Consider the following 19,675-nt stretch of genomic DNA (forward strand, 5'->3'; position numbering starts at 1 on the left):
GGAAGGAATGAGAGCTTTATGATTCAACACGAGTCATCCACAACATGGAAGCGCCTGAGTGACCGCTTGGCGGAGTGGGTTGCGGACAATAAGATCCACACGGCGGAAGGCCAAGTAGCTTCCTACATTCCTGAGCTTGCCAACGCGCCTGCGGATGTGCTCGCCATCTGCATAATGGATGCAGATGGGAACACCGTCCAAGCCGGCGAAACCGATTACCATTTTACCCTGCAAAGCATCTCGAAGGTATTCACGTTGATTCTGGCTTTGATGGATAATGGCGAACAGCAGGTCTTCTCTAAGGTCGGGATGGAGCCGACAGGCGACGACTTCAATTCGATGCTGAAGCTGGAGCTGGTGGAGCCGGGTATTCCGTTCAATCCGCTGATCAATGCCGGAGCGATTGCGATTTCATCTCTGATCGCGGGAAACACGCCTACCGAGCAGATCGATCGTATTCTTGGATTTTTCCGGGAGATTGCAGACAACCCGGGGCTAGCTATCCATCAGGAAGTTTTCCAATCGGAATCGGATACCGCCCACCGCAATCGTTCACTGGCTTACTTCCTCAAAGATAACGGCGTCCTCGTCGGCGAGGTGGAGGATGTGCTGCGCGTGTATTTCAGCCATTGCTCGATCCAGGCAAGCTGCAAGGATCTGGCGCGAATGGCCTTGGTCCTGGCACATAACGGCGTCGATCCTGTGCGGGGCAAGCGCTTGATCCCGCGGCGCTTCGTACAGATCGCCAAGACGTTCATGTTCATGTGCGGAATGTACAACGCCTCTGGGGAATTCGCCATGAACGTCGGCCTTCCCGCCAAGAGCGGCGTGTCCGGGGGCATCTTGACGATGGTGCCGGGACAATACGGCATCGGTCTTGTCAGTCCTCCGCTTAACCGCAAGGGCAACAGCACCGCGGGCGTTCATCTGCTCGGCAAGCTTTCGCAGGAATTTGATTGGAGCTTATTTTAATTAAGAAGAGCGGTACTCGTCGATGACGAATACCGCTCTTCGTTATATACCTTCTCATGCTATTGAATGGCTCGTTTGATCCGCTGCAAAGCTTCGATCAGCTCATCGATCTCGTTCTCGTCCAGTCGAATCGTCACGTAGTTCGGGGAGATTCCTCCATCGTTGACTTCCAGCAAGGCCATCTCATCCTTCTCATCCAATTTTACCGACAATTGATCTCTCTCGAGCATATTAATCCAAGCCATGACAGCACCTACTTTCCGCTAGGTTAGGTTTCATTCTCATCCTCGTACGAGTACGGGACTAGTACACGATGAAGTCTTTCCGGTAGACCGTTTCATTATCCTCGGTATCCATCACGCGCATTTCCAGCTCCCAGTTACCGCGGAAAGGAAGGTACGCCCCTTCCGCCCGATAGCTGAATTTGGCGAAGCCATAAGATTCTTCCTGCTCCGTATCCTCATAAAACGCGATCGGAACAGAAATAGGCGCAATTTCTTCATCGTCCACATAGTGCAGGATCATGAGCACTTGCTTCGGTTTGCCGGATTTCTCCGGTAAAAATACTTTCGCCGTAAAGGTGTTGTTTCCTTGTATCTTCGGCGTAATATCTGCGGAAACATGGACCTTCTCGCCCATCTGGTGCCACTGCAGCGGTTCATTCGGCGGGATCGGAGCAATGTAAGTGAGAATTCCGACCAGCAGCATAATGAGCACCATCAGCGTTAAATCGACCCTTACCCAAATAAAAGAATGAACCGCTTGTTTCCTTCGCATCAGAAGTCTGATTACGGAAGCTGTGATGACAACAAGCACGACGGCACCGACCTTAACAAGCAGCAGAATTCCCCATCCGGCATAAAGCAAGTAACGCAAGCTCGGAAGGAACAACAGGACCGACAATGCGCCGGATACCGTCAGAACGGCAATGGAAATCAAAGCCATGTTCGAAAATTTGCGCATGTAGTCGCCGACGTCCGCGCTTCTCTTCCGCCACTTCGCGTAAAGCAGCACCAGACCGCCAACCCACATGGCTGCTCCCGCCAAATGAATCCAATCCAAGCCGATCGTTGCCCATACAGGGGTAAAAGAGGCCGCGTGTCCGCTGAAGCTTTTGGCCGCAAGCAAGCCTAACGGCCATACCAGGTCCAGCCATGCCCATCTGCCGATCACACCGAAACCAAGGAAGGATAAGGCTAGCAGCAGCAGCCACGAAATGCCGACATTCGTTGCTGTGAGCAGCTTCCACAGCTCTTCCACGCCACCGCCGCCAAGCAGATCCTCGACGTGGGTGAAAATCAGGAATAATAAGGAAACCAATTGGGCCCGCTGCAAATTCAGCGTCCAGGATGCCAGCGCCGTGCGCGCAGCTCTTCCGTTCTCAGTCCCTAGCATTCGCAGCCAAATCACCCAGCCCGCGAGTGCCAGCACCATCAAATACCATAAACCGCGGGAGGCGTACTGCAGCAAAACCTTGGTCGTCAGCGGTCCTGCGCCGTGATCATGGTTAGCATGGGCCGTTGGAAGATCAAGCGCATCTTCTTGCGGCGGATTCCCGATCGTGATCGGGTAGGAGCCTCCTACGGGATGCCCGTCAGCCGAAATGACGTGGTAGCTAACCAGATAAACCCCTTCGGGCAGCTTCGGCAAATCCAGGAATACACCCGTCTGCTCTTTATTCAAGACCGCTTTATTGCTTGTCATCTCATCGCCGTCATGGTTAAAGACTTTGATATAATAAAGTCCGGCATCTAGCTGTTCGTTGAACGTAATGGCGATTTGAGGCGGCGAGCTTGCCAGCTTGGCACCCGACTCGGGAGTTGCCTGTACTAATGACGCATGGGCTGATGCGGACTGCGGAGCGACAAGCGCGCTTAGGAGCATCATTGCTAATATACACATGAAAACCGCAGCTGAGAACCATTTGCGCTTGGGAGTATGATGTTTCTGTTTGTACATAGATAAGTTCCTCTAATCCGAAATCGGCTTACGACCGGCAAAACCATCCTCTTTGCCATGGTAGTAACGAATTCTGTCCTCTCCTTGTTTCCAACACAGCAATACTTCTTGTCCGCCGATGAGCGCCGGAAAATCAACAAGACCCGTATCGATGTCTTTCAGCTCTACACCCGTTTGCTGAAAATGCTGAATAAGTCCGCGCGCTTCGATCTGCAGAAATTCCAGTTCGGCTTCTTGCATAAAGAACGGGTCCTTCTCCGTGCCGGGCTTCTCGGCCAACTCATTTTTCTTGACGCGAAGCTCCATATATTTCTGCTCAAAAGTACGCTTTAAAGCTTGCATTTTCTTCAGCTCCTGGTCGACGAACGGAAGCATGCTGTTTGCTTCCTCCAGACTGAACCACTTTGTATGGGACATTTCGCACCTCCATCCCTCATTTTAGCAAAAAAATTCGAACTCTACGCAGGTTCGTGCGTGTGACCATGCGAATGCGTATGGGCTTGTCCGTGCTCTTCTACATGCGTGACGGACAGCTCGGCATAGCCGACCCCTTTCAGCACCTGAATGCGCTGCTGGAGCTCCCGGAGCTTCTGCACTTTGCCGCGTACGACCAAAATCTCCAAGCATTGCTGATGATTCAGATGTATATGCATGGTAGATATAATGGCATGATGATACTCATGCTGCAGCTCCATCAACGTAATCGGCAGATCGCTGATATGATGATCGTAGACCATCACAATCGTTCCGGCCACCGTTTCTTCCGGCTGCATGGAGCTGGAGGCTAACAGCGCCTTGCGTGTAAGATCGCGAATCGCTTCCGAACGGTTATCATAGCCCTGCGTCGCGATCAGCTTGTCATACTGCTCAATTAACGATTGCGGCATCGAGATGCCGAAGCGTACCAGCGCTTCTTTGTCCGACATGCGGCTATCGCTCCTTTCCTTCTGTCTCTCATCTCTGTCCGAATCCTCTATTCCTACTCTACCAGAAAGTGCCGCCGCCGCAAAATAGCCCGTTCCACTCATTCCTCTCATTCCTATGAAAAAAGCAAAAAGGAGCGGACTTACGTCCGGCCCCTGCCTTTAGATCAAGTTCAGCAATTTCTTCACGCGCACTTCCAGTTCGACGAGAGAGAACGGCTTCGTCATATAATCATCCGCCCCCATCTGATACCCCTTGAGCAAGTCATCTTCCTTCTTCTTCCCGGAGAGCATCAGCACCTTCATCTCGGCGTTCATGATGCGCGAATCTTTCTTGATCCGGTCCAATAAGGAGAACCCGTCGAGCTTCGGCATCATGCCGTCAAGAATACAGGCATCGTAGTTGCTCTCCTGCAGCAAGAAGAGCGCCTCTTCCCCGTCCGAAGCATGTGAAATCGCGACCGGCAAATTCTCCAATCTCGAGGTGACGATAGCCCTCAGAATCGGATCGTCGTCCACAATGAGCAGACGTTTCTCAGGCTCGGACAACGTCCCGGACTTCCCGGGCTGCGTCTGTGCTTCCTTCTCCATAACGGCGCTTACGATACGGTTCCTGCCCTGCTGCTTGGCTTGATACATCGCTCCATCGGCACCGGTCACCCAGTCGTCCAACGTCATCCCGTCGTGCCACTGGGCTATACCTGCTGAGAACGTGATGGAGAAGGTGCGCCCTTCATACTGGGCGACCGGGTTCTCGCGAACGAAGTCCAGAATGGGCTGCATAACCTGATGAGCTTGTTCCAGCGTCGTGTTCGGCAGCGCCAGCACGAATTCTTCTCCGCCGAAGCGCGCCAGCAAATCGGTCGATCGCAGATTGACCTGCACCGAATGCGCAAGACCCTGCAGCACCAGGTCGCCTACATGGTGTCCGTATGTATCATTGATTCTTTTGAAAAAATCGATATCGATAAAAACGAGCGAAATCGGCGCTGATTCCCGCTCAGCCCGCTGCAGCTCAATGCCGATCTGCAGGTCGAAATAACGGCGATTGAAGACGCCTGTAAGCGGGTCGCGGAAAGCGAGCTGCTCGAAGTTTCTCGTTCTTTTGAGCAGACCGTAAATTCTTGCGGCTAACTCCTCATATTGAAAAGGCTTCGTCACATAATCGTCAGCCCCCAGATGGAAGCAGCGCACCTTATCGTGCAAGTCGTTACGGCCTGACAGTACGATGAGCGGAAGCCATTTGAGCGTAGGATCCTCTTTGAGAAATTCGAACAGCTCATACCCCGATTGCGGGTGCATCATAAGATCGAGCGTCACGAGATCATACGTGTGGGTGCGCAATAGCTTCGTAGCCGACTCCACGTCCGCCGCCTCATCGACGATGCAATCATCCAGCTGCAAACGGCGGGTCAAATAGGAGCGGAGCACTGCATCGTCATCGACAAGCAGCAGCCGGCTCTTCAGCGTCCTGAGCATGGAGCCTGCGCCGGAATCCTTCTGCTCATCCAACTGGCTTTCCGTTAAAGCAATGTCGTATTCCATCGTCATTTCGCGGAGCAGGTTATGTGTGCGCCCTGCGATCTCCAGAACCGGCGACATCGCTTCAAGAACGTCTTCCTTCTCAGGATCGGCCGCTTGCGTCCATTCCCAGATGCGAACCAGCTCCTCGGCCAGCTTCCCGATTCGGTCATATTCGAAAATCGGGGCACTGCCCTTCAGCGTATGAACAATACGATAAAACTTATGTAAGTCATCCAAGGACGGCTCCTGGCGGATCGTATCTAGAAGCGCTTGCAGTTGCTCCAGCTGTTTCTCGAACTCACGGATAAACAATTTCTTGCCTTGTCTTAATATTCTTGCATCTTTATCTTCCCGTTCTGACTTAGAACCGGTCAACCGCTCAACATGCGTATGATTCATGACGGACAATCACCCTTCGTGCTCATAAAATAATCTCTAAACTATTCCTATTATCTATTTAATAAAAGTCCGACCGTATCCAGAAGCTGCAGCGGGCTGAAGGGTTTCACAATATACGTGGTAACGCCTGCGGCTTTGGCTTTCTCCTTATCCTTCTCCAAAGCTTTGGCTGTCAGAAGGATGACAGGCAGCTCCCGGTTGGCATTATCGCTCTGACGAAGCCATTCGCATACTTCCACACCCGTGCGCTCAGGCATCATATAATCCAGAATGATTAAATCGAACGTTTCCTGCTGCAGCTGATCGATCGCCTGTCCGCCGTCTTCCACCTCCGTTATTTGATAACCTTCGTCAGACAATGTTTCCGTCAGCAGAAAGCGGAGTGCGAGTTCATCGTCGGCCAGCAAAATTTTGTAAACAGACATAAACGGATCTCCCTCAGTCAAATTAATTAGTTTAATTATAGCATCATGCCTTCAGGCAGGATAGGAACTTGTCGAAAAAAAACGAAAAAAATCAACTCCTTTTGCGGGCGTTATATACTTTCCACGAAGAGCCGTCAATGACTTGAAGCCCTTCTGCCTGAGCGTATGTGTACACCCAGCCTTCCCGCACGCCATCGGCATCCCGAACCCATACCCGGTCATATTCATTATCTTCGCCAGGACCGTAGTAGTCCTCCAGGGCATCCATCGCCCGCAAGCCTTCTTCCGTCACTTCCAGCCACTCTCCCGTCACACGCCGGCCTTCGCTGGCCTCCGCCAGCACAAGCGCAGGGTAAGCGCCGACATCAAATAGACGCCCGTAAACCGTGCCGGGTTGCACCGATTTCACATAGGGAGCGGCGACCGCATGGTTGCTTTCCCCAACGAGCAATGTGCCGTAAACGAATACGAATATCACGAAACCCCCACCTCTATCCTGATTAAACAAGAAAAAAAGCAACATCGCAATGGATGCTGCTTCTATGCTTGATTTGCCGTCAATTCGCGCGTTTTCACAATAATTTTGCGGATGGAATCCTCCGACAGATGGAAGACCTTGATCAATTCCATCACCGTTGAACCTGTTTGGTACAACCGGTAAATTTCTTGGTTTCTACGCTCGATAATAATGCGTGTTCCGTTATTTTCTCCCCAGCCGGCGCGTTTCTGCTCCTTCTTAGGGATATATACGATTTCACCTTGGATATATTCTTGCAATTGTTTCAATAGGTTAGGGGGAAGAACGTCTTTCCCGTTCTTGTAACTCATGGATGGAAACCTCCTCAAATTTTCGCAAAGTTGAACCTTTGTTATGATTTGCAGAGTGTAATCTCATCGCCCCTAAACCTCATACCATTCTTATCAAAATGGAATAAAAAAAACACGACCATAATCGTGCCTGTGGGTTGTATATTCAATTATACAAATTCAGGTGAACGGTTATTCCACGAATGATATTCAGTTAGGAGACGAGTACCTCTGCGGCGGCCGCAACAATCATCGCTACTGTGTTAGTCATTGTGTTCATTAAAAAGCACTCCTTTCACCTAATATTGGAATTTAATTGGGGGGTGGAGAGCAAGTTCTCTCCTGCTTGCCTGTGTTCACTTCGTGTTCACAATTCTCATTATATGTAAAAAGCTTCTCGCTGTCTACTCGCAAAGTTAAAATTATGCGGGGGCCCAGGAGCCCCCGGTTTTGTAACGATGATCTCTGCTTACGCAGAGATCACCTCCGCTTTTGTTGTAATCACCTTGATCACTCCTTTCCGAAGTCATTAGCCGGCCGGCTACATATCTATTTACTCATATTCCCAGCCCGGTCTCAAGTGAAAGAATGGTTATAAGGATTCTTTCCCAGGCGGTTCGCGCAGGCGAGTTCAGCAGGAGCTGAGCGCAGCAGGAGCTGGGCGCAGCGGGAGCTGGGCGCAGCGGGAGCTGGGCGCAGCGGGAGCTGGGCGCAGCGGGAGCAAAGAAGAGAAGCCCCCGACTCTATGGAATCGGAGGCTTCTCTTCCCGGTCAATGCCCCAGCGCGCGCACCGCGATGCCGCTGCTGTCCAGCAGCGCGCGGATATCGCGCGCAAACTCCACGGCGTGCGCACCGTCGCCGTGGATGCAGATCGTGTCCGCGCGCATGCTCAGATCCTCCCCCTCCAGGGAGAGGACCTTCCCCTCGCGGACAAGCCGCACCACCTGCGCCGCCGCATCCGCGGCGCTCGCCAGCAGCGCCCCGGGCTGGTCCCGGGGCGTCAGCGCGCCGTCCCGCCGGTAGGTGCGGTCCGCGAAAGCTTCGCTCGCGGTCCGCAGCCCTGCGGCGGCGCCCGCCCGGAGCAGCTCGCTGCCGGGCGGACCGAACAGCGTCAGCTCCGCGCTGACGCTGCGTGTCGCAGCCGCAATGGCCGCGGCCAGATCATGGCGGTTCGCCGCCATGTGATAGAACGCGCCGTGCGGCTTGACGTGCTGCAGGCGGCCGCCTTCGGCATGGACGAACGCCTGCAGCGCCCCGAGCTGATACAGCGTCAGCTCGTAAGCCTCGGCCGGCGTGATCGCCATCTCGCGCCGGCCGAAGCCCTGCAGATCGGGCAGGCCCGGATGGGCCCCGATCGCAACGCCTTTGCGCATGCACAGCTGCACGGTGCTGCGCATAGTGGCCGGATCGCCTGCGTGGAACCCGCAGGCGATGTTGGCGGAGCTGACGTAATCCAGCAGCTCCGCGTCACGGCCAAGGCGATAGGCGCCGAAGCCCTCGCCCATGTCGCAATTCAAATCAATACGCAGCGTGATCGTGAACACCCCCAGCAAGTTTATATGGTATGGCGCCCGTTCTTGGCCCAAGCCTTAAGTCCAGCCTCCAGCAGCCTCAAATCCATCGCCTGCAGCAAGAGCTGCTCCTGAGCCTCTCTGAGGCTCACTTCGCGGAAACGCAGCGCAGCGCCTGGCTTTACTTGTGCGACCAAGGGCAAATGCGCGGTAATCACCTGGGCGATTCTCGGATAACCGCCCGTGGTTTGGCAATCCGCCATCAGCAGGATCGGATTCCCGCCCGGAGGCACCTGAATCGTTCCCGGAGTGACCGCTTCCGAGATCATCTCAGAGGGACAGCCGTTATCAAGGGACAGCGCCTCCCCCTCCAACCGGTACCCCATCCGGTCCGATTGCGGGGTAACCGTGAAGCTGTTGGCATACAACGCGGCCTTCGCTTGCTCCGTAAAACGGCCGGCTTCCTTCCCCGCAACGACGCTGACCACAGGAGCGGCATCGTAAGGAGGACGGATATGGGTGCTTACATAACCGGATGGGGTCCGCTTCATCGGGTACTGCCTTGCGTCGCCTATGGACAGCTCATCGCCCGCTCGCAGCGCTCTCCCGGCATAACCGCCTAACGCCGCCCGCAAATACGTGCTTGTGCTCCCCAGCGCCTTGTTCGCCACGAAGCCCCCATGCACAGCCAGGTAAGCTCTGCATCCCTGAACGGCATAGCGGACATGCAGCGTCTCTCCCTTCTCCATGTGAAACGGCTGCCATGACGACACCGGCCTTCCGTCCACATCCGCTTCCATATCCGCTCCGCATAGCGCCAGCAGCATATCGGCCTGTGCGGACAAGACAGGGCCGTTCAGCGTCATCTCCAGAACAGCCGCGTCCGCTCTGTTTCCCGCAAGCAGATTCGCCGTCCGATGAGCGAAATAGTCCATCGGCCCCGAAGCAATAACCCCATACTTGCGGTATCCGAAGCGTCCTTCATCCTGCAGCGTCGACAAGAGTCCCGGCTTTACGACTCTAAAGCCCATTGCGCCCACTCCTTTCCGCGGCAGCATGGAAGACCTCCGGCGTGATCGGCACGAATCTCACTCGGTCGCCGGCTCGCAGCAGAGACGGTTGTTCGTATTCCGGCCGGAAGAGTGCGAGCGGCGTGCGGCCGATGATTTGCCAGCCGCCGGGCGTCTCAAGCGGATAGATGCCCGTCTGTGCGCCGCCGATCCCTACAGAGCCTGCGGGAATACGCTCCCGGGGATTCGGCTTCCGCGGCGTTGCAAGCCCTTCCGGCAAACCGCCCAAATAAGGAAACCCCGGGGCGAAGCCGATCATATACACCGGGTATATGTGTGCGGTGTGCAGTTGGATGATGGTCTCGGCAGTCACATGATGATAAGCCGCAACCTCGTCCAAATCGGGGCCGAACTCGCCGCCGTAGCAGACCGGAATCTCCATGACATCCGTCCCGCTGCCGGAGCTGCCTTGCGGGGTCGGCTGAAAGCCCTCCAGGCACGCCTGTATGTGCCGCTGCACAATCTCGTAGGGCAGCAGTTCATCTGCCTCATTCTCCTGCTTGCGAAGCTGTTCCTTATCCGTATGATGCCGATAAACCGCAACGCAGTCATAGTAAATCGTTATCGTCGTATAAGCCGTTACCAATTCCATGAACCCGTCGAAAGGATGCTTCTCCAAATAGGCGCTCACTTGCTGCACCAGATCTAACGTAGTCAAGTCAATGCCAGTGCCTAACGTCAGCGCGATGGCTGCATCTCCAACATGATGGCATTCATAGATGAGCTTGTTCATGCAAAATGCTGCTTTTTCAGCCAATTCGCACAAAGCTCGGGCCATAGGTACGCTTCCGCATGATCCTGCGCCATTCCTATGCCATGGCGTCCGCTCTCGAACACATGCAGATCGTAAGGCACCTTATGGCGGCTAAGGGCGCCGGCAAAAAGCAAGCTGTTCTCTACGGGAACGGCGGCATCGTCGGCCGTATGCCACAGAAACGTCGGCGGTGTATGAGCCGAGACCTGCTTCTCTGTCGATAGCAGATTGACCAACTGCTCATCCGGGTTCTCACCCAGCAAATTCCGCTTAGAGCCGACATGTCCGAACTCGTAGAACGAAATGACGGGATAGCACAGGATTAAAGCATCCGGCCGGCTGCCCTGTCTGTCAATCGGATCTGCGGCTTCCGGGTTGCCTGCATCGAACAAAGTACCTGCCGAGGAAGCCAAATGTCCGCCGGCCGAGAAGCCGAGAATACCTACACGATTCGCGTCGATGCCCCATTCTTCGGCATGATGTCTTACCGTGCGAATCGCCCTCTGGGCATCCTGGAGCGGAACGGGATGCTCATACGGCGCTACGCGGTAATTAAGAACGAACGCCGAGATGCCCAACCCGTTCAACCACTTCGCGACCGGTTCGCCTTCATGAGGCGCACGCCTACCGTAGCCGCCCCCTGGGCATACTATGACGGCAGAGCTCAAGCCTTCACTTGCTACAGGATACAAAGTCAGGCTCGGGCATCCTTGGTTCTCCTCACCGATGCTATCCTTGGATGCTCCGGGCCACAATTCGATCGTATTTGCATTGTTCACTTGTGAAACCTCCTTGTGCATATCGTATGTACTATGCTAATCATATCCAATCCGCAAGGAATCGCCTAGTACCGATTTACGAAAAGAAGACCGTCCAGGCAACAGATCCCGGAGGTCTTCTTCATGTCTTGCCTATTCCCAAACGACTTCCCAGTTCCCGTTCACACTGGCTTCGATTGTGCCCCGTTCCATGATATATCCGGCAAGCAGCTCCGCTACGTCGGTAGGAATATCCTTGATGACGGGCTTATCCTGGAACATGGCGTAATTGCCGCCGCCGGCAGCCCGGTAGTTGTTCATTACCACATCATAGGATGCTTCCAGGTCCAGCGGCCGGCCTTCGTACTCCAGCAGCACGACGCGCTCTCCGACGGGACGGGAGATGTTTAATCTATACGTGATGCCTTCCCACATATCGTAGTTGTAATGCTGCGGCTTCGGCTCCCTGAACTTGGCGCTCACTTGAACCTCGCCGCCGTCTGTAAGCTCGAAATATTCCGCAGACTGCTCCAGCGCATCCTTAATGTCTTGTCCGGAGATGCGGATGACTTTCAACGTATTCGGATAAATGTAATTGGATACGATGTCCCTCATCGTAATATCCGCAGGGAAGCCCGGCGAAACGTTGTCAAACAACGCCGTATTCGATATCGAGGCTCCGGACAGCTCCATTTGCACGCGGTTGATGAATTCAATCAGCGCGCTGTCTTTGAGCCGAATCCCCATCGGGTCTTTAACCAGCATATCGCCGGTCAGTTTCCCGATCGGCTGGTCAAGCCATTCTTGGGTCTTGGCCTCGTAGGCGCTCACCAGCTCGATCAGCTTGGCATCGGCCTCGACACCCGCAACCGGGAGCAGCTCGGAGGTTCGGCTCGCGATCGCCCATTGGCCGCCGTCTGTCTTCGACAACGCCAGCCGCACTTTGCCGAGGGTGACCCCCGCTGTTCCCGGCTGAACGACAATGACGCCCCCTACCGTCTGACCTGCAATGCTCCGGTGCTGATGCCCCGTCAGCAGTACGTCGATCCCAGGGACTTCCATGCACAGCCGGTAGCCTTGATTCTCCCCGGTCAACGGCTCGGTCGGCTCGCCTGTCTCCAAGTGCCGCTCGAATCCCCCGTGATAGGAAACGACGACGACATCCGCCTGCTCCTCTTCCCGAAGCACTTTCACCCATCGCTTCGCCGCTTCTACGGCATCCACGAATTGCAAGCCCTCGATGTGCGCAGGATTCTCCCAATTCGGTATATAAGGCGTGGTCAGCCCCAGTATGCCGACCCGCACGCCTTCCGGAAGCACTTTGACGAGATAGGGCTTGCCCAAGAAAGGCTCTCCCGTCTTCTCATCGAGGATCGTAGCGCATAACCAGGGGAAGTCGGATTCCTTGACCGCTTTGCCCAGCACACCCAGACCGTAATTAAACTCATGATTACCGATCACAGCCGCATCGTAGCCGATATAGTTAAGGCCGAGCACCATCGGATCCATAGGCTCGTTGTCCAGTCTGGCATGATGGTAGGCTAGCGGCGTGCCTTGAATGAGGTCACCGTTATCGATGACCAGCACGTTCGCCGACTGCTTGCGCTCCTGTGCGATCAGGGTCGCCACTTTGGATAACCCGACGTCGTTCGGCTTGTTATTCGCATAATGCAGAGGCAGCATATTGCCATGCAGATCGCTTGTCTCCAGTATGGTTAGGCTGCATTGGTTTTTGTCGATTGATTGCGTCAATTTCTCCACTCCATAACATTATTTTGTATGAAGATACATATCCCTTGTCAGTTTAACAAATACTTCACACTATCTTCCATATATTTTATGTTAATGTTATAGTACATCATAGATAAAAAGTAAATTAAATTAAACGGAGGTCAAAAAGAAATGAAGAAATTAACGGTTATCTCCTTGTCCATGGTTGTTGCGGCTGGTCTTCTTGCAGGCTGCGCAAAGAAAGAAACTCCGGCTCCTTCCGCTTCCGCAGGTGCAGCAGCTACAGCTACTCCGGCAGCAGCAGCAGGATTCGTTCCTAAAGAACTGAAAGTGCAATTCGTTCCTTCCCAAAACGCAGAGACGCTTGAAGCAAAAGCGAAGCCGCTTGAGAAACTTCTCGGTGACAAGCTTGGCATCCCGGTAAAAGTGTCGGTTTCAACTGACTACAACGTTGTTATCGAAGCTATGGCTTCCAAACAAGTTGACGTAGGCTTCCTGCCTCCGAGCAACTACGTTGTTGCTCACGATACGCGCAAAGCGGCTGACCTGCTCGCGCAAGCGACACGCTTCGGAGTTGACGATGCAACAGGCCAACCGACGACTGAGCTGGTCAACTTCTACAAATCCGAAATTCTTGTCAAAGCGGATTCCCCGATCAAATCCGTGGCTGATTTGAAAGGTAAGAAAATCGGCTGGCAAGGTGTAACTTCCGCAGCTGGTTACGTTTACCCAGGTCTTCTGCTGAAGAAAGCCGGCGTTGATCCGGTGAAAGATGTAACAGGCGTACAATTCCAAGGCCATGACAAAGCGGTTATCGCGCTGCTGAACGGTCAAGTTGACGCTGTCGGCGTATTCCAAGATATTCGTACGAACATGATCAAGGATTACCCGGAGATCTTCAAACAAACGAAAGTTCTGGCCTTCTCTGACAAAATTCCTAACGATACGATCGCCGTTCGCTCCGATATGGATGCAGCTTGGAAGAAGAAAATCCAAGACGCTTTCATCGCCATCGGGAAAGATCCGGAAGGTCAAAAAGTTATTTTCGACGTTTACACACACAAAGGCTATGTTGTAGCGAATGACTCTGACTTCAACATCGTCCGTGATGCCAACAAAGAAATGGGCTTGAAATAAGCCTCTCGCTTCATAACGAATTGAAACCCGGAAAACCTCCGCATGAACCATGCGGAGGTTTTTTTCATTCTACTCCGTTCTGCGCCTGCATACTATGAGTGTGGCACGTCCGCAAATTTTTTTTTACTTTTGCATGACAAATGTTTACCTGGACTTGTCATATATCATAGTGGGGTGAAAATGAGATGTTCGAAAAGCTAATCAGCTGCAAAAATGAAGTCTCCATCCGGTGCGGAAAAGACGAGATTCGAGGAGTCATCACCAATTATTACTCGGCTTTTCGACTCGTGAAAATAAGCAACGTTTTGATCCCGATCGAGCTGATCGAACAGATTGAAGTGCTGACACCAGCCAGCCCTTCCTCTGCAGCAACACAGATTCGGCGCGGCCCGCTTCGCCTGGTTGCACAGAAGAGACTTTCCAACTAGTGGTCATTGGCATAGGGATAAACCAAAACAGACGCCGCATTTGCGGCGTCTGTTGCTTCTATACGATGCGTTTGCGAAGCGTCCCTGAGACATAATCAATAATCGATACGGTGACGATGATACCGATGAGAATAATCCCAACGCGCGGCCATTGTCTGGCATTCAGCGCGAAGATAAGCGGAGTACCGATACCGCCCGCGCCGATGATCCCAAGCAGCGTTGCCGAACGGACGTTAATCTCGAACCGGTACAGCGTATACGAGATGAAATCGGGAATCACCTGCGGCACGACGGCGTAGGCCATCCGCTGCCAGAAGTTCGCTCCAACGGCATTCATCGCTTCCGTAGGCCCCATATCCATATTCTCGATGGCTTCGGCATACAGCTTGCCGAGCATCCCCACGGAATGCAGGCCTAGCGCCATAACGCCGGCGTAAGCATTGGGTCCGACCGCTTTGATGAAGATCAAAGCCATGATGATTTCCGGAATCGTCCGAACGATGCTCAGGAACAGCTTGCCTGTCCCGGAAACCACCCGGATCCGGCTCATATTCGCTGCCGCCCAGAAAGCGAACGGCAAACAGACGACGGCCGAAACGAAGTTGCCCAAGTAGGAGATCGATAACGTTTCAAGCAGGGAGCGAAGCAAATCTTCCCCTTCCGGGATGTAGACATAAGCCCAATCCGGATGGAACAAACCGGAGATCATCGCTTTCGTCAAAATCCAGGTCGTGGGCTGGAAACCCGTAAGCTCAAGACCGGTCAAGGACCAGATGAACAGAGCGACAACGGCAAACCAACCGATAATTTTGAAGGTACGCGCACGCGCAGCCGGCATCGGTTTCGCGCTGCCTTTGAGCAGGTACGTACGGAAACGGGTACTTACCAAATCGATGATGACAACGACGATCAGCGTATAAATAACGATCGCGCAGGACTGGTCGTAGCGGAACAGGTCCAGCGTATTTTTGAGCAGCAAGCCGATACCGCCCGCTCCTACGAGACCGAGAATAGCGGAAGCACGGATGCTCACTTCGAAGGTGTACAGGAAATGAGCCAAATACGTAGGCGCTACTTGCGGAATGACCCCGAAGCGGATGAGCTTCAGCTTATTCGCACCGACGGCGGTCATCGCTTCCAGCGGTCCCGGATCAATCGCTTCCGTCGATTCGTAGGACAGCTTGGACAGAATCCCGAAAGTGAAGAAAATAAGTGCTAGCGTACCTGCCGTCGGACCGAAGCCGACGAGGACGGCAAAGAGTGCCGCGTACAGCAAATCCGGAATGGTGCGGATCAAGTTCAGGATCAGCCTTGCCGGATAGAACAGCCATGGGTTGGTCGTTACGTTGCGGGCTGCCAGCAGCGCCATCGGGAACGCGAACAGCGCGCCAACCGTTGTCCCGATAATGGACATCTGGATCGTTTGCATCATCGGCTTCCAAATATCGCCGAAGAACGCCCAGTCCGGCGGGAACATTTCCGCGACAAATTTGAAAATTTCCGGTGTACCCGTCACCAGCTTCGTCAAGGTTGCATCCGTTTGGTAGATACTACCGGCCAGGAACAGCAGCATGATAATCGCTGTAAGATATAATTTCGTTCGAGGAGGTCTTTTGACGATCGTCGCACTCATCCCTCCTGCACCCCCAAGAGCTCATCTTTCTTAATGGCACGGCCATAAATTTCGGAGAATACGTCATCCGTCGCTTCCGCCACAGGTCCGTCATAGACGACTTTGCCGGCGCGAAGACCGATAATCCGGGTCGCATACTCGCGCGCTAGATCGATAAAGTGAAGGTTCACGACCGTCGTAATGCCCAGCTCGGTATTGATGCGTTTCAGGTCATCCATAACCTGTCTGGTCGTTAAAGGGTCCAAGGAAGCTACCGGCTCGTCCGCCAAAATGATTTTGGCTTCTTGCGCCAACGCTCTTGCGATGGATACGCGCTGTTGTTGACCACCGGACAATTCATCGGCGCGTGAATAGGCTTTCTCCCGTATGTTCACTCTTTCCAGCGCTTTCAGGGAAAGCTCGATATCGTGTTTAGGGAATAAACCCAGTACAGTACGCAGTGTGGAGTGATAGCCTACACGGCCGGAGAGTACGTTGCGAAGCACAGAAGAGCGCTTGACGAGGTTAAAGGTCTGGAAGATCATCCCGATATCCCGCCGCATGCGGCGCAATTCGGCACCGTTCGCCTTCGTTATCGATTTGCCGTCGATCAGAATCTCACCGGCCGTCGTTTCATGCAAGCGGTTAATGGAACGCAGCAGCGTCGATTTCCCGGCACCCGAAAGACCCACGATAACTACGAACTCACCAGGCTTAATCGTTAAATTAATGTCGTTCAGACCCACAGTTCCGTTAGGATATACCTTGGAAATATGTTTAAACTCAATCATATAAGTCCTACTTTCTTTATATGGTATCAAAGATCAGACCAATTAAATTCCACTTTTTTCGGCAAAATCCTTCTTTATAGGATAACCTTTAGAAAAAATTCATATTCCAATGTTCACCAGTACTAAAATGGTCCCGGATGCTAGCTCCGGGACCCAGGACAATCGTCGTATATTAAGCTTTCGCGCTCCAGCGTTCCTCAATCTTCAACCATTTCCATACGGCGATCGAGACGATCCAGGCCGCGATGAACAAGGCGACCAGGATAAAGCCGAGAACGCCGAAGTCAATCTCCTGCAGCCATGCCCAGAATGATCCTTTCATTCCCAGCTCTTCCGAAAGCACCTGGCCCAGTTCGATGACGCCGATAATTAAAGCGGCAACAACGGCCAAAGCGGTGACGGTCAAGTTATAATACAGCTTCCGAACCGGTGTATGGAAGGCCCATCTGTACGCTTTGGTCATGAACATCCCGTCAGCCGTGTCGAAAAGGCTCATCCCTGCCGCGAACAGCAGTGGAAGCGAGATGATGCCGATGAACGGAATGGCTTCCTTCGCCGCATGGGCGGAAATGGCCAGCAGCGCGATTTCACTGGCGGTATCGAAGCCTAAGCCGAATAGAAAGCCGAGCGGATATACGTGCCAGCTTTTGCTTATGAAGGAGAACAGCGGCTTGATGATCCGGGTAATGAAGCCCCTGGATTCCAGCAGCGCTTCGAACTCCTCGTCATTGTGCTTGCCGCCGCGAAATTTCACGAACATTTTGTACAGGTTGATCAAAATCAGCAGATTGATAATTCCGATGATCACCAGAAACAACCCGGACACTGACGCACCGATGACGCCGCCGAAGCGCTGCATCCAGGGCAGCTCCCGCTCGGCCCACTGTACGGAGAAGGCCGTAACGATCGCCATCAGGAAGACGACCGAGGAGTGTCCGAGCGAGAAATAAAATCCGACGCCAAGCGGGTTCTTCTTCTGCTGCACAAGCTTGCGCACCGTATTGTCAATCGCGGCAATATGATCCACGTCGAAAGCATGCCGCATGCCGAGCGTATAGGCGAGAAGCCCGATTCCCCAGAAAGCCGGAGACGATTGGGCCACGGTGAAAAGCCCGAAGATCCCTAGTATATGAAGGAGCAAAATAAAACCCACGTATCCGCCCCAGCTTTTTTTCTGCTGCATCCAAGATTTCCACATGCTTGTTCCATCCGCCTCTCCATCTTCGTGTTACGATTAATTAACAATGTAGCACACGTGTTCACACATTGAGAAGTCCCCGGCTTACATTTTTGTAAAGAAAACGAACATTTATTTGTTATAATGGAACCGTTCCAAACATCGAAATCTCAAGTTAGGAGTGGACATGCACGATGTCATTGCGTCTTTTCAAATGGTTTACGATCCTTATACCGGTCATTATCATCGGCGGCTTCGAATATATTCGCCATGAATTTCTGCTGAATTACTTGACGATGGAAGCCGGCAACTTCTCCATTACCGTCATCACCCTGCTGCTGTCTTATCTGTTCGCTTCGTGGATGTTTCAGAGCATTGAACGCAGCAATGAGCAGCTCACGATGGGCGAAGCCCGCAGGGCCGTCTATGAAGAGCGGGAACGTCTTGCCAGAGCCCTGCACGACGATCTGGCTCAGACGCTGTTCTTCCTGAACGTGAAGCTGAAGCAGGGCGATCTGGAGGAAGCGAAAGCGGCGGTGTCGGAGATTGATAACTCGCTGCGGCAGGCGATCTTCAATCTTCGCACCCCTCCCGAGGAAGGAACGAGTCTGGAGCAGCGCATCCATAAGTTTCTCAAAGACTGGACGCTTGTGACCGGAATCGAGCTGCAGGAGGAGCTGAGCATCGAAGAGGGCAGCTTCTCCTCTACGGAGGAAGTGCAGCTGTTCGGTATTATCCAAGAAGCTTTCACGAACATCCGCAAGCATTCCATGGCGACGAGAGCGGCAGTGGCACTGACGGCTGAGCAAGGTTCCTGGCGGTTGGAGATTACGGATAACGGCCGCGGCGTCCGGCATGACGAAGCCAAAGGCAAGAAATACGGCATTGAGCTGATGCATAAGCGTGCGGAGGAATTAGGGGCAGTGCTCGAGTTCCAGTCCGCGGTCCCCGGCGCTGGCGGCAGCGAACCCGGCACTGCGCTGATCGTGCGATCCACGGACGGGAGGAATGGATCATGACACACATTCAACCGTACCGCGTTCTTATCGTGGACGATCATCCCCTGGCGCGGAAAGCGATACACAGCATGCTGCAGCAGGTAGCCGACTTCGAAATCGTCGGCGAGGCCAGCTCCGGTGAAGAAGCGATTCGTCTGTGCGGAGAAGCCGCGCCGGACGTTGTCTTAATGGATATTCATATGTCGCCCATGAATGGACTCGAAGCGACGCGGCGCATCAAGCAGCTGTATGGCGGGATCCGCATCGTGATGCTAACCGTCTCCGATGACGTCGCCGATCTCTTCACGGCGCTGCAGTTCGGAGCCCAGGGGTATCTGCTCAAAAACATGGATCCCGACGAATGGCTCACCTACCTGCGCGCGCTGCTGGACGACAATTCCGAAGTAGCCAGGGGGATGGCGGACAAGCTGTTCCAGCGGTTTCGCGCCCCGGCGGGCAACCCTGCCGAAGGGCCGACCCCGAGTATGCTGACGTCCCGGGAGCAGGAAATTACCGCCTATGTGGCGCAGGGAGACAATAACCGGCAAATTGCAGAAAAGCTGCTCATTTCCGAGCATACCGTTAAGAACCATATGAAAAATATATTGGTAAAGCTTGCCTTAGAGAACCGCGTTCAGCTTACCGCATTCGCCATCAAACACGGCCTGACACGAAAAGGACAAAACTAGTCGAAAAAA

At 53.6% G+C, this 19,675-nt stretch carries 21 protein-coding genes; 5 read left to right on the plus strand and 16 right to left on the minus strand.

The genetic code is table 11. The features are described from left to right. Positions 1-18 precede the first annotated feature (18 nt). The gene (gene glsA / locus PUT07_RS04735) at positions 19-972 is read left to right on the plus strand and encodes a glutaminase A (RefSeq protein WP_274466646.1); all 954 of its coding nucleotides are present in this window, start codon (positions 19-21) and stop codon (positions 970-972) included. A 59-nt stretch (positions 973-1,031) separates the two neighbouring features. Here the strand turns inward: glsA and PUT07_RS04740 are convergent, their stop codons facing one another. From PUT07_RS04740 to PUT07_RS04800, 13 genes are all read right to left on the minus strand, one after another. Then, positions 1,032-1,217 carry a hypothetical protein gene (locus PUT07_RS04740; protein WP_274466647.1) on the minus strand — a complete coding sequence of 62 codons (186 nt, stop codon included), beginning with the start codon at positions 1,215-1,217 and terminating at the stop codon, positions 1,032-1,034. Between the two features lie 58 nt (positions 1,218-1,275). Beyond that, on the minus strand, positions 1,276-2,931 hold the full coding sequence (locus PUT07_RS04745) for a copper resistance CopC/CopD family protein (RefSeq protein WP_274466648.1): 1,656 nt from the start codon (positions 2,929-2,931) through the stop codon (positions 1,276-1,278). A 12-nt stretch (positions 2,932-2,943) separates the two neighbouring features. Further along, a complete protein-coding gene (locus PUT07_RS04750) occupies positions 2,944-3,348 on the minus strand; it encodes a DUF2203 domain-containing protein (RefSeq protein WP_274466649.1) in 405 nt (134 codons plus the stop codon). 41 nt (positions 3,349-3,389) lie between these two features. Beyond that, complete coding sequence (nikR, locus tag PUT07_RS04755) at positions 3,390-3,857, minus strand: nickel-responsive transcriptional regulator NikR (protein ID WP_274466650.1); 468 nt, start codon at positions 3,855-3,857, stop codon at positions 3,390-3,392. Positions 3,858-4,016: 159 nt separating this feature from the next. Further along, positions 4,017-5,777 (minus strand): response regulator, encoded by a 1,761-nt coding sequence (locus tag PUT07_RS04760; protein ID WP_274466651.1) that lies wholly within the window; start codon positions 5,775-5,777, stop codon positions 4,017-4,019. Positions 5,778-5,827: 50 nt separating this feature from the next. After that, positions 5,828-6,202: a response regulator gene (locus tag PUT07_RS04765; RefSeq protein ID WP_274466652.1), complete on the minus strand. Its 375-nt coding sequence runs from the start codon at positions 6,200-6,202 to the stop codon at positions 5,828-5,830. A 91-nt stretch (positions 6,203-6,293) separates the two neighbouring features. Continuing rightward, on the minus strand, positions 6,294-6,680 hold the full coding sequence (locus tag PUT07_RS04770) for a gamma-glutamylcyclotransferase family protein (protein ID WP_274466653.1): 387 nt from the start codon (positions 6,678-6,680) through the stop codon (positions 6,294-6,296). Between the two features lie 62 nt (positions 6,681-6,742). Then, positions 6,743-7,030, minus strand: a complete 288-nt coding sequence (locus tag PUT07_RS04775; protein ID WP_274466654.1) for a CD3324 family protein — start codon at positions 7,028-7,030, stop codon at positions 6,743-6,745. A gap of 750 nt (positions 7,031-7,780) precedes the next feature. Further along, on the minus strand, positions 7,781-8,545 hold the full coding sequence (locus PUT07_RS04780) for a LamB/YcsF family protein (protein ID WP_274467463.1): 765 nt from the start codon (positions 8,543-8,545) through the stop codon (positions 7,781-7,783). Positions 8,546-8,565: 20 nt separating this feature from the next. Further along, positions 8,566-9,552, minus strand: a complete 987-nt coding sequence (locus PUT07_RS04785) for a biotin-dependent carboxyltransferase family protein (protein WP_274466655.1) — start codon at positions 9,550-9,552, stop codon at positions 8,566-8,568. Continuing rightward, positions 9,542-10,324 (minus strand): 5-oxoprolinase subunit PxpB, encoded by a 783-nt coding sequence (gene pxpB / locus PUT07_RS04790; RefSeq protein WP_274466656.1) that lies wholly within the window; start codon positions 10,322-10,324, stop codon positions 9,542-9,544. Before pxpB ends, PUT07_RS04785 begins: the two co-directional genes overlap by 11 nt. Continuing rightward, entirely contained in the window at positions 10,321-11,124 is an 804-nt protein-coding gene (locus PUT07_RS04795; protein WP_274466657.1) for an alpha/beta hydrolase, read from the minus strand. The genes pxpB and PUT07_RS04795 overlap by 4 nt, the downstream gene beginning before the upstream one ends. A gap of 132 nt (positions 11,125-11,256) precedes the next feature. Beyond that, positions 11,257-12,855 (minus strand): bifunctional metallophosphatase/5'-nucleotidase, encoded by a 1,599-nt coding sequence (locus PUT07_RS04800; protein WP_379239613.1) that lies wholly within the window; start codon positions 12,853-12,855, stop codon positions 11,257-11,259. A gap of 150 nt (positions 12,856-13,005) precedes the next feature. On the opposite strand from PUT07_RS04800, the gene PUT07_RS04805 reads away from it, so the two are divergent. Then, on the plus strand, positions 13,006-13,971 hold the full coding sequence (locus tag PUT07_RS04805) for a phosphate/phosphite/phosphonate ABC transporter substrate-binding protein (protein ID WP_274466659.1): 966 nt from the start codon (positions 13,006-13,008) through the stop codon (positions 13,969-13,971). A gap of 185 nt (positions 13,972-14,156) precedes the next feature. Further along, positions 14,157-14,399, plus strand: a complete 243-nt coding sequence (locus PUT07_RS04810) for a hypothetical protein (protein WP_274466660.1) — start codon at positions 14,157-14,159, stop codon at positions 14,397-14,399. Between the two features lie 58 nt (positions 14,400-14,457). On the opposite strand, the gene phnE is transcribed toward PUT07_RS04810, so the two are convergent. The 3 genes from phnE to PUT07_RS04830 all read right to left on the minus strand — a co-directional run bounded on the left by phnE (position 14,458) and on the right by PUT07_RS04830 (position 18,000). Continuing rightward, the gene (phnE, locus tag PUT07_RS35550; protein ID WP_379239614.1) at positions 14,458-16,032 is read right to left on the minus strand and encodes a phosphonate ABC transporter, permease protein PhnE; all 1,575 of its coding nucleotides are present in this window, start codon (positions 16,030-16,032) and stop codon (positions 14,458-14,460) included. Beyond that, complete coding sequence (gene phnC, locus PUT07_RS04825; protein ID WP_274466661.1) at positions 16,029-16,802, minus strand: phosphonate ABC transporter ATP-binding protein; 774 nt, start codon at positions 16,800-16,802, stop codon at positions 16,029-16,031. Before phnC ends, phnE begins: the two co-directional genes overlap by 4 nt. 172 nt (positions 16,803-16,974) lie before the next feature. After that, on the minus strand, positions 16,975-18,000 hold the full coding sequence (locus tag PUT07_RS04830) for a HoxN/HupN/NixA family nickel/cobalt transporter (protein ID WP_274466662.1): 1,026 nt from the start codon (positions 17,998-18,000) through the stop codon (positions 16,975-16,977). A gap of 173 nt (positions 18,001-18,173) precedes the next feature. Between PUT07_RS04830 and PUT07_RS04835 the strand changes: the two genes are divergently transcribed. Further along, on the plus strand, positions 18,174-18,998 hold the full coding sequence (locus PUT07_RS04835; RefSeq protein ID WP_274466663.1) for a sensor histidine kinase: 825 nt from the start codon (positions 18,174-18,176) through the stop codon (positions 18,996-18,998). A 5-nt stretch (positions 18,999-19,003) separates the two neighbouring features. Beyond that, positions 19,004-19,666, plus strand: coding sequence for a response regulator (locus PUT07_RS04840; RefSeq protein WP_274467465.1), 663 nt, complete (start codon positions 19,004-19,006; stop codon positions 19,664-19,666). The last annotated feature ends 9 nt before the right edge of the window (positions 19,667-19,675 follow it).

This window comes from Paenibacillus sp. MAHUQ-63 (assembly GCF_028765165.1).
Classification (GTDB): domain Bacteria; phylum Bacillota; class Bacilli; order Paenibacillales; family NBRC-103111; genus Paenibacillus_E.